The 13914-nt window shown below is 68.6% G+C and carries 16 protein-coding genes and 1 pseudogene; 14 read left to right on the top strand and 3 right to left on the bottom strand.

Features of this window, described 5'->3' with window-relative positions; translation table 11 throughout:
* Position 1: 1 nt before the first annotated feature.
* Positions 2-925, top strand: a complete 924-nt coding sequence (locus A9X00_RS06310) for an LCP family protein (RefSeq protein WP_067150625.1) — start codon at positions 2-4, stop codon at positions 923-925.
* Here A9X00_RS06310 and A9X00_RS06305 read toward each other — a convergent pair whose 3' ends face one another.
* Together A9X00_RS06305 and A9X00_RS06300 are read right to left on the bottom strand one after the other, a co-directional pair.
* A complete protein-coding gene (locus A9X00_RS06305; RefSeq protein ID WP_067150622.1) occupies positions 926-1750 on the bottom strand; it encodes a glycerophosphodiester phosphodiesterase in 825 nt (274 codons plus the stop codon).
* 4 nt (positions 1751-1754) lie between these two features.
* Entirely contained in the window at positions 1755-2801 is a 1047-nt protein-coding gene (locus A9X00_RS06300) for a DUF4328 domain-containing protein (RefSeq protein ID WP_082974738.1), read from the bottom strand.
* A 485-nt stretch (positions 2802-3286) separates the two neighbouring features.
* Between A9X00_RS06300 and A9X00_RS31190 the strand changes: the two genes are divergently transcribed.
* From A9X00_RS31190 to rraA, 10 genes and pseudogenes are all read left to right on the top strand, one after another.
* On the top strand, positions 3287-3442 hold the full coding sequence (locus A9X00_RS31190) for a hypothetical protein (protein WP_197515077.1): 156 nt from the start codon (positions 3287-3289) through the stop codon (positions 3440-3442).
* A 136-nt stretch (positions 3443-3578) separates the two neighbouring features.
* The gene (locus A9X00_RS06295) at positions 3579-4202 is read left to right on the top strand and encodes a superoxide dismutase (RefSeq protein WP_067150615.1); all 624 of its coding nucleotides are present in this window, start codon (positions 3579-3581) and stop codon (positions 4200-4202) included.
* A 196-nt stretch (positions 4203-4398) separates the two neighbouring features.
* Positions 4399-4932 carry a peptidase gene (locus A9X00_RS06290; protein WP_067150612.1) on the top strand — a complete coding sequence of 178 codons (534 nt, stop codon included), beginning with the start codon at positions 4399-4401 and terminating at the stop codon, positions 4930-4932.
* A gap of 236 nt (positions 4933-5168) precedes the next feature.
* Positions 5169-5834: pseudogene (locus A9X00_RS06285) on the top strand (TMEM165/GDT1 family protein); the annotation flags it as partial.
* A 484-nt stretch (positions 5835-6318) separates the two neighbouring features.
* On the top strand, positions 6319-6717 hold the full coding sequence (locus A9X00_RS06280; RefSeq protein WP_066930409.1) for a helix-turn-helix transcriptional regulator: 399 nt from the start codon (positions 6319-6321) through the stop codon (positions 6715-6717).
* 142 nt (positions 6718-6859) lie between these two features.
* Positions 6860-7516, top strand: coding sequence for a DUF6474 family protein (locus tag A9X00_RS06275; RefSeq protein WP_067150606.1), 657 nt, complete (start codon positions 6860-6862; stop codon positions 7514-7516).
* Between the two features lie 56 nt (positions 7517-7572).
* Positions 7573-8145, top strand: coding sequence for a YcnI family protein (locus A9X00_RS06270; RefSeq protein WP_082974740.1), 573 nt, complete (start codon positions 7573-7575; stop codon positions 8143-8145).
* On the top strand, positions 8142-8654 hold the full coding sequence (locus tag A9X00_RS06265; RefSeq protein WP_067150600.1) for a copper resistance CopC family protein: 513 nt from the start codon (positions 8142-8144) through the stop codon (positions 8652-8654). The genes A9X00_RS06270 and A9X00_RS06265 overlap by 4 nt, the downstream gene beginning before the upstream one ends.
* Before the next feature lie 101 nt (positions 8655-8755).
* Entirely contained in the window at positions 8756-9178 is a 423-nt protein-coding gene (locus tag A9X00_RS32460) for a nucleoid-structuring protein H-NS (RefSeq protein WP_067150597.1), read from the top strand.
* A 1-nt stretch (position 9179) separates the two neighbouring features.
* Positions 9180-9665, top strand: coding sequence for a ribonuclease E activity regulator RraA (gene rraA, locus A9X00_RS06255; protein WP_067150594.1), 486 nt, complete (start codon positions 9180-9182; stop codon positions 9663-9665).
* Here rraA and A9X00_RS06250 read toward each other — a convergent pair.
* On the bottom strand, positions 9662-11131 hold the full coding sequence (locus tag A9X00_RS06250; RefSeq protein WP_067150591.1) for an NAD(P)/FAD-dependent oxidoreductase: 1470 nt from the start codon (positions 11129-11131) through the stop codon (positions 9662-9664). The two genes, rraA and A9X00_RS06250, sit on opposite strands and share 4 nt — an antisense overlap.
* A gap of 76 nt (positions 11132-11207) precedes the next feature.
* On the opposite strand from A9X00_RS06250, the gene A9X00_RS06245 reads away from it, so the two are divergent.
* From A9X00_RS06245 to A9X00_RS06235, 3 genes are all read left to right on the top strand, one after another.
* Complete coding sequence (locus tag A9X00_RS06245; protein ID WP_067150588.1) at positions 11208-11849, top strand: TetR/AcrR family transcriptional regulator; 642 nt, start codon at positions 11208-11210, stop codon at positions 11847-11849.
* A gap of 89 nt (positions 11850-11938) precedes the next feature.
* Positions 11939-13144 (top strand): DNA polymerase IV, encoded by a 1206-nt coding sequence (gene dinB / locus A9X00_RS06240; RefSeq protein WP_067150585.1) that lies wholly within the window; start codon positions 11939-11941, stop codon positions 13142-13144.
* Positions 13145-13363: 219 nt separating this feature from the next.
* The coding region (locus A9X00_RS06235; protein ID WP_156771951.1) for a PE family protein at positions 13364-13914 on the top strand (551 nt) is incomplete at its 3' end.

Below are 13914 nucleotides of genomic sequence, written 5' to 3'. Positions count from 1 at the left end.
GGTGGCGCTCACGGTGTTGATCGGCGCGCTGCTTGCCGGCGCGGGCATCGTGGGCGGGGGCCTGTGGTTCGACACCACGCTGCGGCGCGAGCAGGCGCTGACCGACTATCCCGACCGTCCCGCGGCCGGCCGCGGGACGAACTGGCTGATCGTCGGCTCGGACAGCCGCCTAGACCTCAGCGCCGAGCAGCAGCAAGAGCTGGCAACCGGCGGCGACGTCGGCAGCAGCCGAACGGACACGATCCTGCTGGTGCACGTCCCCGAGTTCGGGTCGCGCACCCCGCCGACGATGGTGTCGATCCCGCGCGACTCGTATGTGCCCATCCCCGGTCACGGCCGAGACAAGATCAACGCGGCGTTCGCGATCGGCGGGGCGCCCCTGCTGACCGAGACCGTGGAGCGGGCGACGGGGTTGCGCCTCGATCACTACGCCGAGATCGGATTCGGCGGATTTGCGGGCCTGGTCGATGCGCTGGGCGGCATCACCGTGTGCCCGACCGCGCCGATCAACGATCCGTTGGCCGGCATCGACCTGCCGGCCGGCTGCCAGAAACTGTCCGGCCGCGATGCGCTGGGCTACGTCCGGACGCGGGACACCCCGCGCGCGGATCTGGATCGGATGGCCAACCAGCGCGAGTTCCTCTCGGCGCTGCTGCACCGCGCCGCCAGCCCGGCCGTCTGGCTAAACCCGCTTCGCTGGTACTCGGTGCCCCGCGCGGCCGCGGGCGCCATGACCGTCGATCGGGGCGACCACGTGTGGGATCTGGCCCGACTCGGCTGGGCCCTGCACGGGCCGACTACCGCGCTGACCGTCCCGATCGGCGAGTTCACCACGGGCGACGCCGGCGCGGTGGTGGTGTGGAACCACGACGCCGCCGGCCGGCTGTTCGAGGCGCTGGCCTCGGACGCGCCGGTGCCGGGCTGATCAGACGCTGCCGTCGGCGGCGCGCGCCCGCTGCAAGTAGGCCTTGGTGCGACCCGGGTGGTGGGTGGCCAGCCAGGCCACGCCGACGTCGCGGCAAAAGTCGATGTCCTCGTACTCGTCGACGTTCCAGCAGTAGACCGCGCGGCCCTGGGCCACGGCGCGATCCACCAGTTGCGGATAGTCCTTCAGCGTCGCCAGCGACGGCCCGACGGCGGTGGCGCCGACGGCGGTGGCGGCGCTGCTCGCCAAGTACCGCGCCGTTTTGCCGAGCAACACCGTCGGCAGCAACGGCGCGGCTCGCCGGATGCGCCAGACCGCCGCCGCCGAAAACGACATGACCACCGCGCGGGAGCGGTCGGCGGATGCGGGCGCGGCTATCCCGTAGCGATGCAACAGCGCCAGGAGCTTGTTTTCCACCAGCGAGCCGTACCGGACCGGGTGCTTGGTCTCGACGAAGATCTTGACCGGCCGGTGCCAGTCCAGAACGAGCGAAACGAGGTCGTCGAACGTCAGCAGGCTGGTATCACCGTGCGTGCCGTCCGCACGCCAGCTGTCGTGCCAGGCGCCGTATTCGAGCTCGCGCAGTTGAGCGAGCGTCATCGTGCTGACCAAACCGGCTCCCGTCGAGGTCCGGTCCAGGCGGCGGTCATGAACGCAGACGAGGTGGCCGTCGCGCGTCAGGCGCACGTCGCACTCCACGCCGTCGGCGCCCTGCTTGAGCGCGAGATCGTAGGCAGCCAAGGTGTGTTCGGGGCGCGCGGCCGAAGCTCCGCGATGGGCAACGACAAAAGGATGCCCGGCGAGCACCTCGTCGGCCCACGTCATATCCCTATGCTGCCGGTTCCTGCCCCTCCAACTCAACCGGAGCGCTCGACACGCGCTCGCCGGGGCGGTCCGGTTCGACGACGACCCAGCGGTGCGCGGGACGCGCTACCGGTTTGCGCTCGAAGCTTTCGAAGACCCGGGCGATCGCGGACACGGTGATCGCCGCCAACAGGTAGGCGAAAACCATCAGCACGGTGTTATTCGCGATGCCCTGGGCGTCGGTGGCGAAGCTGGTGCCGATGGCGAAGATCGAGACCAGGTAGCTGACCACCCACCCGATCCACCACTGCACGATCGGTCTTTTGGCCCGGGCGTAGTGCTCTTCGACGGTTGCCAGCTCGATGACATACACCGGTGCCCACAGCAGATTCGCGAACGGCACCGCGCAGCCGGCCCACAGCGCCCGGACGGAACGCGGCTCCGGCAGGCCATGGTGCGCGAACGCGGCGGCGCGCCGCGCGATCAGCCAGCGGATCAGCACGACCCCGGAAACGATCACCGCCGCGAAAGCTCCGACGCTGGCCAGCACCCCGAGCCAATCCGCGACGATCGCCACGATCGAGTTGAGCAGGGTGTTCCGGTTGTACACCAACAGCGCATACCGCGCGGCGTACACCAGCGCGGCCGCGCTCAGAATCAGCACGGTCAAAAGCAGCGTGGTGCGCACGAGCGGCGCGGATGGCCCTGTCTGCGAAGGCTTTTCGACCGCGGCGGGAGCCTGGTCGACGCGGTCCGCTAGACCCCACCGCGGTATCACCGCGTAGCGCGGGGTGGGCCCCAGGAGCCGACGGCCTCGCCGCCGCCGCCGCGCGGCGCCGGGACGCACCGCGATCCACCGGAACCCGGGCGGCAGCCGCGGCGCGGCGCGCTGCCAGGCTGGGGCCGCGGGCGGCCTGGCCGGCGGCGGGCTGCCCGCTGCACTCCATCGCGGGTCGGGCGCCGGTGTGTCCGGCAGGGGCGCCATCAGCGCCCCGCGGCAGCGCGGGCACCAGTCGCGTCGCCGGTCGCGCACGTTCCATCGCGTGCCGCATTGGGAGCACACCTGGATCACGGCACCAGCCTAGCCCCGGCGACGATGCGGGCCGCCGAAGCGGCCCGCGCAGGAGCGGGGCAATCAAACACAGCGCTGGCGACGATGCGGGCCTGGGAAGTGGCCCGGAAGCGGCCGCGGCAACACCAACAGTTGCACATGGCTATCCACAGTTTCCACAGGTTTATCCACAAACCTGCCTTGGGTATGCACGGCATCAACACGGCCTTAACGACTGCCGCGGACCACATCTGTGGATAACGCGCGGCTGGTACGGCTGTGCCATAAACAGCCCCGTCGGTTACCAGAGCGAAATGCATTGCCCCGCTAAGCACCCGCAGATCAGCCCACCTGACTCGGCGGTGCGCGCCCGCTCCACACTCGTCGGGCACGCGGTTACGCAGTGCGTTTTCCAACCGCAGCGCGAGGGGTTATGATCACCGTCACGAAAAATCGTTGTGACTCACCTCACTTGATCGAGGTGGACGTGCAGTGAAAGGCGCTTGATGGCCACGCATTCGTTCGGTCCGGGTTCACCGGCCCCATCGAACTCGCATTCCGGCTCGCCTGCCTGTAATCACAGCTATAGCGTCGCCGCGTTGCGCGCCGCCCTGCTCGCGCTGGCACTGCTCGCGGTTCTTGTCGTCATCGTCTTGTATTGAATCAACGCGCACCGGGTACCTCTCCCCAGCGGCCGTCCTTGCGGCGCGCGCGGTCATGGAGCAGGGTTGATTACGGCTGGGCCGCGTGGCAGCCCCGCGCAGGAGCGCCAAGACGATAACCGAAGAAAGGAATGCAGTGGCTGTATACAACTTGCCGGACTTGGATTGGGATTACGGTGCGCTGGAACCGCACATTTCCGGTCAGATAAACGAACTTCATCACGACAAACACCACGCCACCTACGTCAAAGGCGCCAACGACGCCCTGGAGAAGCTCGAGGAAGCGCGGGCCAAGGGCGATCACGCCGCGATCCTGTTGAACGAGAAGAACTTGGCGTTCAACCTGGGTGGCCATGTCAACCACACCATCTGGTGGAAGAACCTCTCTCCGAACGGCGGTGACAAGCCGACGGGCGAGCTCGCCGCGGCGATCGACGACGCGTTCGGGTCATTCGACAACTTCCGGGCGCAGTTCCACGCCGCCGCCACCACGGTGCAGGGGTCGGGCTGGGCAGCACTCGGCTGGGACACGCTGGGCAACAAGCTGCTGATCTTCCAGGTGTACGACCACCAGTCGAATTTCCCGCTCGGGATCGTGCCGCTGCTGCTGCTCGACATGTGGGAGCACGCTTTCTACCTTCAGTACAAGAACGTCAAGGTTGATTTCGCCAAGGCGTTCTGGAACGTGGTGAACTGGGCGGATGTGCAGGACCGCTATGCGGCCGCGACCTCCAAAACCCAGGGGCTGATCGCCGGCTGACTTCATTTCGAAACGGCCGGGGCGTCGCGCGGAATCGCGCGGCGCCCCCGTCGTTTATCGCGCGTGAATTTGGGCACTTTGAAAACATGTATGACAGTGACCGTGTCGGGTTGCAAGGCGCCGAAGGCGCAGTCATGCTTACTTATTCGAGCTACCAGCGTGGTTATTCGAAACGAGGCGTCGCGCGGAGGTCGAGATGGAAACTGGGTCGGATCGGCCGATAGGGGTTGCACCCTTCCATGCCCGCGGTGCCCTCAAGGGGTTTGTGATCTCCGGGCGCTGGCCCGATTCGACCAAGGAGTGGGCCCAGCTGCTGATGGTGGCGGTCCGGGTCGCGTCGCTGCCCGGATTGCTTTCCACCACAACGGTGTTCGGCGCCCGCGAGGAGCTGCCCGACGAACCCGAGCCGGGCACGGTGGGCCTGGTACTGGCCGAGGGGACCGTTTTCGGCGAATCCGCCATCCAGCCAGGGTATTTCGCCGACCACCAGCCCCCGGCGCTGCTGATGCTGCATCCGCCGTCGGAAACCACGCCCTCGTTGCCGGAATGCAACGGGGCCGCGTCGGGGTGCGTGCTGCTGCCGGGACTGCCGTATCTCGGGTTGGAGCACCGGGCCGCGTGGGTGGAAGCGGAGGCCGACGGGACCATCACGTCGATGGTGAGCCGGGTGGGCGTCGACCCGATCAGCCATCCGGACACGGCGATCCTGGCGATGCTGCTTGCCGCGTAAGGGAATTCAAATCGAAGAATACGGCTGTCCGAAATCAGCCGCCTTCCTGGCGCCGGTCCCACCCCGCCCGCTAGCCTGTGAATCGTTAGCGAAGGGGAGTAGCCCCGAATCGTCGAGTCGACATACTGGCGCATAGCCCGGCCGGCGAACCGGTCCCAAGGGTCCGGTGGGCGAGACCTTCGACCGATGTTCGGTGACCCATGGATCACCGACGACGTGTCGAAAGGTCGCCTCCCATGCTCGCCGCCACACTGCTAACTCTCGGGGTGGTTTTCCTCGCCGAACTCGGCGACAGGTCCCAGCTGATCACCATGACCTTTGCGCTGCGGTACCGATGGTGGGTGGTGCTCACCGGCGTGGCGATCGCCGCCTGCCTGGTGCACGGGGTGACGGTGTGGATCGGCCATTTCCTCGGCACTACGTTCCCGTCACGCCCGATGGCGTTCGCGTCGGCAATCGCGTTCCTGATCTTCGCCGTGTGGGCCTGGCGCGAAGGCACTGCGGGCGACGAGACGGTCTCGACGAAGGGCGAATCCCGGTTCGCGCTGCTGACGGTGGTGTCGTCCTTCGTGCTTGCCGAGCTGAGCGACAAGACGTCGCTCGCGACCGTCTCGTTGGCGAGCGATCACGATTGGACCGGCGTCTGGGTCGGCTCCACCTTGGGGATGGTTCTCGCCGACGGGCTGGCGATCGCCGCCGGCACGTTGCTGCATCGGCGTCTTCCTCAGCAGCTGCTGCACGCCATGGCCGGGGTGCTGTTCCTGATGTTCGGCCTCTGGATGCTGTTCGACACCGCGTTGGGGCTGCGCTCGGTGGCCGTCGCGGTCACCGTCGCCGTCGCGCTGGCCGCCGCGACGGTGGCCGCGGCGCAAACTCTGCGGCGGCGCCGGACAGAGGCCGCACCCGCCGGGAGGTCACCGGACATCGGCTAGAGTGCCGTCGGCGCCCCTTTCCTCACGCTGTCGCGACTCCGGAACCGCCCCAGGGGTATCTTCCGGGGGCAATTTGGTGCACCCTGGCCCGTTTTCCGGGCGTGTGACCGACTTGACAGCAAAGGATGTCTTCGACGGGCGCGCGTTGCGCGCTGGTTGCCGTGCAATTGCCCAGCATGTTCGGTCGAAGCGAACGGCCGCCCGCGTCGCCGACGGCCCGCCACGCCCGGCGCGACCCCGAACGCTGCGGATAACCTGTGAGTTTCGCTTATTTAGTGGACACCCCAGCGAATTAGTTAGACGCTCGTCAAGTGGGTATTCGGCAGCTGTCAGCAATGCCGGCACCCAACCACCGGGGGTTTGCACCTGGATGCGGACCCAAACCGCCGCTACCATGATCAGCAAATACACCTCGGCAATAGTTCACTTCTACAGCCAAGTGGAGGTCATATCGATGAGCACGACGTTCGCCGCCCGCCTGAATCGCTTGTTCGACACGGTTTATCCACCAGGGCGCGGGCCGCACACCTCGGCGGAGGTGATCGCGGCACTCAAGGCGGAGGGCATCACGATGTCGGCTCCCTACCTGTCCCAGCTACGTTCGGGCAACCGCACCAATCCTTCGTCGGCGACCATGGCCGCCCTGGCCAACTTCTTCCGGATCAAGCCGGCCTACTTCACCGACGACGAGTACTACGAGAAGCTCGACAAGGAGTTGTCCTGGCTGGCGACGATGCGCGATGACGGTGTGCGCCGCATCGCCCTGGCCGCGGTCGGGTTGTCCCCGCAGGCGCAGCAGGATGTCGTGGAGCGGGTTAAGGAGCTGCGCCGCGCCGAACACCTGGACGCATAGCGGGCGCTCGGGCCCGAGGCCGCTGCACGCCCCGACCTGACCGGCTGCCGGCGGCGGATGCCGATTAGGGTTGGCGTTCGGATCGCGCGCACGCGGGCGATGGACGACGAGAGCCAGCGAGATTATCGGGAGGCGGCCGGGAATGGGCCTGTTCCGCAAGCGAAAGAGCCGCGCGACGCGTCGCGCCGAGGCCCGAGCGATCAAGGCCCGCGCCAAGCTCGAGGCCAAGCTGGCCGCCAAGAACGACGCCCGCCGGCTCAAGGCCGATCGCCGCGCCGCCGAAAAGGCCCTCAAGGCGCAGATCAAATCGCAGCGGGACAGCGACCGCACGGCGTTGAAGGTCGCCGAGGCCGAGCTCAAGACCGCACGGGAGGGCAAGTTGCTGTCGCCGACTCGGATCCGTCGGGTGCTGACCGTATCCCGGTTGCTCGCTCCCATCCTGACACCGCTGATCTACCGCGGGGCCATGGCCGCCCGCGCGGTGTTCGACCAGCGGCGCGCGGATCAGCTGGGCGTCCCGTTGGCGCAGATCGGCCAGTTCTCCGGGCAGGGCGCCCAGCTGTCGGCCCGGATCGCCGGGTCGGAGAAGTCGCTGCGGGTGGTGCAGGAGAGGAAGCCCAAAGACGCCGAGACCAAACAGTTCGTCGGCGTCATCACCGAACGGCTCAGCGACCTCTCGGCGGCCGTCACCGCCGCGGAGAACATGCCGGCGGCGCGACGCCGGGCGGCCCACGCGGCGATCTCGTCGCAGCTCGACGGCATCGAGGCGGATCTGATGGCGCGCCTCGGACTGACGTGACCGCAGCGCGCGTCCTGATCGCTGTCGTAGCGCTCTATCTCGCTTCGGCGGCGGGCATGCCCGCGGCGTGGGCGCACGTCCACGCCAGCAGTGACAATCCCGTCCGCGGCGCCATGGCGATCGTCACCTTCCAGGTACCCAACGAATCCAATACGGGCGCGGCGACCACCGCGCTGACCGTCAGCCTGCCCAACGTGGCCGCGGCGAGCACCGAAACCCTTCCCGGGTGGACGGCCCGGCTTGACCGGGACGCGACGGCCGGGACCGTCCGCTCGGTGACCTGGACGGCCGCGCCCAACGCCGGGATCGCGCCGGACCAATTCGCGCTGTTCCGCGTCTCGGTGCAGCTGCCCGACTCCGACACCGTCAGCTTCCCCGCCACCCAGACGTATTCCGACGGCTCGGTCGTGAAGTGGGACCAGCCGCCGCTTGCCGGCGGCGGTGAGCCGGAACACCCAGCACCCGCGCTGGCACTAAGCGCGGCGGCCGGGGCGCCGCACGAGCACCACCATCCGGCGGCGGCCGCGCAGCCGACGTCATCGGACACCACCGCGCGCGTGCTCGGCGGCGCCGCGCTGGCGCTGGCTGCCCTGGGTGTCGGTATCGCCCTTTTCCGCCGCCGGGCATGACGCGCCCGGCGCTCGCCGCCTGGGTGGGACTGCTGTTGGCCGCCATGATGTCGACCGCGATCCTCACCGCACAACCGGCGTCCGCACACGCGGCGCGGCTGTCCGCCGACCCCCCGGACAACGCGGTCCTCACGACCGGTCCCGGCCGGGTGAGCGCGACGTTCAACGAGCGATTGCAGACGACGTTCGCGGCCATGACGGTCGTCGGGCCCGACGGCAACCAGTGGTCCAGCGGGGAACCAAGCGTGCAGGGCGCGGTCGTCGGCGTCGACGTGCGGCCGCTCGGCCCGGCCGGCACCTACACGGTGAATTACCGCGTGACGTCGGCCGACGGCCACGTGGTGTCGGGATCCTGGTCGTTTCGGCTGACGGTCCCCGGCACCGGAACGCCCGGGCCGCCCACCGCCGGCCCCGCCGGCGGCGGGGGCATCCCGGCGTGGCCGTTCGCGGTGGCGGCCGTGGCCCTGGTCGCCGCCGGCGGCTGGTGGGCGGTGCGCCGCAGACCCTGAGCGCCCTGGCCGGCGAGGCCGTCCGTCGCCTCCTGGCATGATGGGACGCGAGCAACCCGGCCCGCGCGAGAGAACTTTAGAAGCTGCAAAGGAGCGGCCGCATGGCAGACCCGCAGGACCAACCCAACAGCGAACCCGACGGCGCTTCGACCCCACCGGAGAAGAAACCTCCCGCCAAGGCCGTCAAGAAGACGGCGAAAGCGCCCGCTAAGAAGGCCCCTGCGAAGAAGGCACCGGCGAAAAAGGCGGCTGCCAAAAAAGCGCCCGCCAAGAAGGCCCCGGCCAAGACCCCACCACCCGCACCGCCCCTCGGCATACAGCAGCGCATCGAGAGCAACGGTGAACTCGCCGCCGCCGCCAAAGACGCTGCCGCACAAGCAAAGTCGACCGTGGAGGGCGCCAACAACCCGCTCGCGCCCCAGGCCGCGCCAGCCGCGCCAGGCCAATCCCCGGTGCCGCTGATCGTGGCCGTTGCGCTCAGCCTGCTGGCGATCCTGCTGATCCGGCAGCTGCGGCGCCGCTGAGGTGGCGGTGTCATTCCGGCCCACGGCCGACCTCGTCGACGCCATCGGATCCGACGTACGCAGCTGCGACCTTCAGTTCCGCCAGTTCGGCGGCCGCTCGGAATTCGCCGGGCCCATCAGCACGGTGCGCTGCTTCCAGGACAACGCGCTGCTGAAGTCGGTCCTGTCGGGGCCGGGCAACGGCGGGGTACTCGTCATCGACGGCTCCGGCTCGCTGCACACCGCGCTCGTCGGCGACGTCATCGCCGAATTGGCCCGCTCCAACGGCTGGGCCGGGCTGATCATCAACGGCGCGGTGCGTGACGCCGCCGCGCTGCGTGGCATCGACATCGGCATCAAGGCGCTGGGCACCAATCCGCGCAAGAGCACCAAGACCGGCGCCGGCGAGCGCGACGTCGAAATCAGCCTCGGCGGAGTGACTTTCGCGCCCGGCGACGTCGCCTACAGCGACGACGACGGCATCGTCGTCACCGCCGCAGCGGACTAAACCGAGACGGCCGCCTGGTTTTTGGCGAATCGCAGGCCCTCGTCGGCGATCTTGCCGCGCCGGATCAGCTGGATGTCGCGCACGTAGTTCTGGTTCAACCGCCATGGCGTGCGCGAGCCCTGCTTGGGCAACTCGTCCAGCGAGCGCAGCACGTAGCCCGGGGTGAACTCCATGAACGGGCGCTCCTCGACGTCGGAACCCGGGTGCTCGACGACCACGGTGTCAAAGCCGTTGTCGTCCATATAGTTCAGCAGGCGGCAGGCGAACTCGGACACCAGGTCGGCCTTCAGCGTCCAGGACGCGTTGGTGTAGCCGACGGTGTAGATCATGTTCGGCAGCCCGGACAACATCATGCCCTTGTAGGCCATCGTCTTGGTCAGGTCGACCGGCTGCCCGTCGATGGTCACGGTGGCGCCACCGAACAGCTGCAGGTTCAAACCCGTTGCCGTGATGATGATGTCGGCGGGCAACTCCTGACCCGAGTTGAGCCGGATGCCGGTCGGGGTGAACCGGTCGATGGTGTCGGTGACCACGTCGGCCTTGCCCGTCCGGATGACGCGGAAGAGGTCGCCGCTGGGGACGAGGCACAGCCGCTGGTCCCACGGGTTGTAGTGCGGGCCGAAGTGCTTCTGCACGTCGTAACCCTCGGGCAGCTGGCGCTGCACGAAGCCGAGCAGGATCTTTCGCATCCGCTGCGGCCACTTCTGACAGGCGCCGTACAGTGCCGCCTGCCGCAGGACGTTCCGCCAGCGAATCGCGGTGTATGCCTGCTTCTCCGGCAGCCATCGGTTGAGCCGCTCGGCCAACTTGTCCCGCTTCGGCTGCGAGAAGATGTAGGTCGGTGACCGCTGCAGCATCGTGACGTGTTTGGCACCCGACTCCGCCATCGCCGGAATCAGGGTGACCGCGGTGGCGCCGCTGCCGATCACGACGACGTTCTTGTCCGCGTAGTCGAGGTCCTCGGGCCAGTGCTGCGGGTGGATGATGGGGCCCTGGAAATCCTCCGAGCCGGCGAACTTCGGCGCGAACCCCTGCTCGTAGTTGTAGTAGCCGCTGCACAAGAACAGGAACGTGCACGTGATTGTGCTTGGCGCGCCGTTGATTTCGATCTGCAGCGTCCAGCGGTCCTCCGCGTTGGACCAGTCGGCGCTGACGACCTTGTGGTTGAGCCGGATATGCTTGTCGATGCCGTACATGGCCGCGGTGCCCTTGACGTAGTCGAGGATCGGCCCGCCGTCGGCGATGGCTTGCCGCTCGGTCCAGGGACGGAACCGGAAGCCCAGCGTGTACATGTCCGAGTCGGAACGGATGCCCGGGTAACGGAACAAATCCCAGGTGCCCCCCATGGCCGCGCGCTTCTCCAGGATGGCGTAGCTCTTGGTGGGGCAGCGGTCCTGCAGGTGCCAGGCCGCGCTCACGCCGGAGATGCCGGCGCCTACGATGACGACGTCAAGGTGCTCAGTCATGCGCCCACGCTATCAACACACTGTTGAGTCGGTCAACGATGTGTCGAAACTTTCGACTCCGTGTAAAGTAACGGCCGTGACTACCGCCGGCACCACTCGCGCCCTTCGCGGCCGCCGCGCGATGCGCCCCTCTGGCGACGACCGCGAGCAGGCGATCCTGGCGACCGCAGAGCGGCTGCTGGAAGAGCGGGGGTTCGCCGCCATCTCGGTCGACGACCTGGCCAAGGGAGCCGGTCTTTCCCGCCCGACCTTCTACTTCTATTTCAAGTCAAAAGAGGACGTGCTGCTGTCGCTGCTGGAGCCGGTTATCGCGCGCGCCGACTCCGAGTTCGACGGGGCGGTGCAACGGCTGCCGGAAGACCCGCGCCGGGTGTGGCGCAACGGCATCAAGGCGTTCTACACGGCCTTCAGCTCGCACCGAACGCTGGCGCGCGCCGCCACGGAGGCGCTGGCCACCAGCTCCGAGCTCCGGTCCGTGTGGCTGGGATTCATGCAGAAGTGGATCGACCAGACCGCGGCGATGATCACCGCAGAGCGCGCACGCGGCGCCGCCCCGGAGACCATCCCCGCCGCCGACCTCGCGACCTCGCTCAACCAGATGAACGAACGCACGATGATGGCCGCGCTCTCGGCGGAGAAACCGGCCGTCGACGAGGACCGCGTCGTCGACACCCTGACGCACATCTGGGTCACCAGCATCTACGGCGAATCCGGCTAGCCAGCTAGCTACGTGGCGATCGCAAGCGCGGCGTAGCGGGGCGAAGCGGGTCGCCACCGTCGGATCCCGTCGTACCCCTGTGCGAACATATGTTCGTGCGGTGTGATGCGTCCGTCCTGCACGCGGACCTGGATTCGTTCTACGCGTCCGTCGAACAGCGCGACGACCCGACGTTGCGCGGCCGGCCGGTGATCGTCGGCGGCGGGGTGGTGCTCGCGGCCAGCTATGAGGCCAAGGCCTACGGCGTGCGCACGGCGATGGGCGGCGCGCAGGCGCGGCGGCTCTGCCCGCACGCGGTCGTCGTGCCGCCCCGGATGAACGCTTACAGCCGCGCCAGCGACGCGGTCTTCGAGGTGTTCCGGGACTGCACCCCGGTCGTGGAGGCGTTGTCGGTCGACGAGGCGTTTCTGGACGTCGGCGGCCTGCGCCGGGTGTCCGGCACGCCGACCCAGATCGCGCATCGGCTGCGCGCCGACGTGCGCAGCCGCGTCGGGCTGCCCATCACCGTCGGGATCGCCCGGACGAAGTTCCTCGCCAAGGTCGCCAGCCAGGAAGCCAAGCCCGACGGGCTGCTGCTGGTGCCGCCCGATCAGGAGCTGACGTTCCTGCGCCCGTTGCCGGTGCGCCGGTTGTGGGGCGTGGGTGCGGTGACCGCCGAGAAGCTGCACGCGCACGGCCTCGTCACCGTCGCCGACGTCGCCGAGCTCAGCGAGTCGACGCTGGCGTCGCTGCTGGGGCCCGCGATGGGCCGCCAGCTGTATGCGCTGTCGCGCAACATCGACCGCCGCCGGGTGACCACGGGCGTGCGCCGGCGGTCCGTGGGGGCGCAGCGGGCGCTGGGCCGTGCGGGCAACCGCATGTCGGCGGCCGAGGTCGACGCCGTGGTGGTGAACCTGATCGACCGGATCACCGCCCGGATGCGCACCGCCGGGCGCACCGGCCGCACGGTGGTGCTGCGCCTGCGCTTCGACGACTTCGGCCGGGCGACCCGCTCGCACACGTTGCCGTGGGCCACCTCGTCGACCCAGCCCATCCTGGCCGCCGCGCGCCAGCTGGTCGCGTCCGCTGCGCCCCTGATCGCGCAGCGCGGGCTGACGCTGGTGGGCTTCGCGGTATCGGGCATCGACCGCAGCGGCGCGCAGCAGCTGATGCTGCCGTTCGGCGAGGGGGCGGGCCGCCTCGAGATCGACGATGCGATCGACCGGGTGCGCCGCCGTTACGGCAAGTCCGCGCTCACGCCGGCGGTCTTGGTCGGCCGTGATCACGGCTTCGAAATGCCGCATCTGCCGGACTAATCCCGCGCCGTCCATTGCGGCGGCTTTTCGACCGGCCGCACGGTGGGGAATACGGCGCAGTTATCCGGGAGCTTTCGGGCCAATTGCTATCGCGGGCGGCCGGAAATTGGCAAAGACGGCGTTGTGAGGCGCAAAACCATTTCCGAATCCGAACTGAAAGCGTAGATTTTCGGATACTTGTGCTTCGCCCGCGCCATCCACATTTCAAAGGAGCCGCAGATGCCGTCTTTCGTCCAGATAGTTCCCGAGGTTGTCAGCAAAGCGTCGTCGGATATCGCCGGGATCGGATCGGCGATTAGGTCGGCCAACGCGGCGGCGGCGGCTCCGACGACATCGGTATTGGCCGCGGCGGAGGATGAGGTTTCGGCGGCGATTTCTTCGTTGTTCGGCAACTACGCCCAGGAGTTTCAGACGCTCAGTGCCCAAGCGACGTCCTTTCATGACCAATTCGTGGAGTCGTTGACGGCAGGCGCGGGAATGTATGCGGCGACGGAGGCGGCCAACGCGGACCCACTGACGACGTTGGTCGGTGAAATCCAGAGCCTGGGGCTCCCGCAGGGCCCGGTCAAGCTGCTAACCGGGCGCCCGCTGATCGGCAATGGGGCCAACGGGGCGCCGGGGACCGGGCAGCCCGGCGGGGACGGCGGGTGGCTGATCGGCAACGGCGGCAACGGTGGATCCGGCGGGCTCGGGCAGGCCGGCGGGGCCGGCGGCTCGGCGGGCCTGTGGGGCCACGGGGGTGCCGGCGGGGCCGGCGGAAACGGCAAGCC

It is taken from the genome of Mycobacterium sp. 1245805.9 (assembly GCF_001672915.1).
Taxonomy (GTDB): Bacteria; Actinomycetota; Actinomycetes; order Mycobacteriales; family Mycobacteriaceae; genus Mycobacterium.
The sequence above is the reverse complement of the archived record's forward strand: the minus strand, read 5'-3'. Positions and strand labels throughout refer to the sequence as shown.

Coding starts and splice junctions, on each gene's coding strand:
- A9X00_RS06280 (WP_066930409.1), top strand. CDS start 6,319: ATGAGCACGACGTTCGCCGCCCGCCTGAATCGCTTGTTCGACACGGTT.
- A9X00_RS32460 (WP_067150597.1), top strand. CDS start 8,756: ATGGCAGACCCGCAGGACCAACCCAACAGCGAACCCGACGGCGCTTCG.
- A9X00_RS06275 (WP_067150606.1), top strand. CDS start 6,860: ATGGGCCTGTTCCGCAAGCGAAAGAGCCGCGCGACGCGTCGCGCCGAG.
- A9X00_RS06250 (WP_067150591.1), bottom strand. CDS start 11,131: ATGACTGAGCACCTTGACGTCGTCATCGTAGGCGCCGGCATCTCCGGC.
- dinB (WP_067150585.1), top strand. CDS start 11,939: ATGTTCGTGCGGTGTGATGCGTCCGTCCTGCACGCGGACCTGGATTCG.
- A9X00_RS06290 (WP_067150612.1), top strand. CDS start 4,399: ATGGAAACTGGGTCGGATCGGCCGATAGGGGTTGCACCCTTCCATGCC.
- A9X00_RS06270 (WP_082974740.1), top strand. CDS start 7,573: ATGCCCGCGGCGTGGGCGCACGTCCACGCCAGCAGTGACAATCCCGTC.
- A9X00_RS06305 (WP_067150622.1), bottom strand. CDS start 1,750: ATGACGTGGGCCGACGAGGTGCTCGCCGGGCATCCTTTTGTCGTTGCC.
- A9X00_RS06265 (WP_067150600.1), top strand. CDS start 8,142: ATGACGCGCCCGGCGCTCGCCGCCTGGGTGGGACTGCTGTTGGCCGCC.
- A9X00_RS31190 (WP_197515077.1), top strand. CDS start 3,287: ATGGCCACGCATTCGTTCGGTCCGGGTTCACCGGCCCCATCGAACTCG.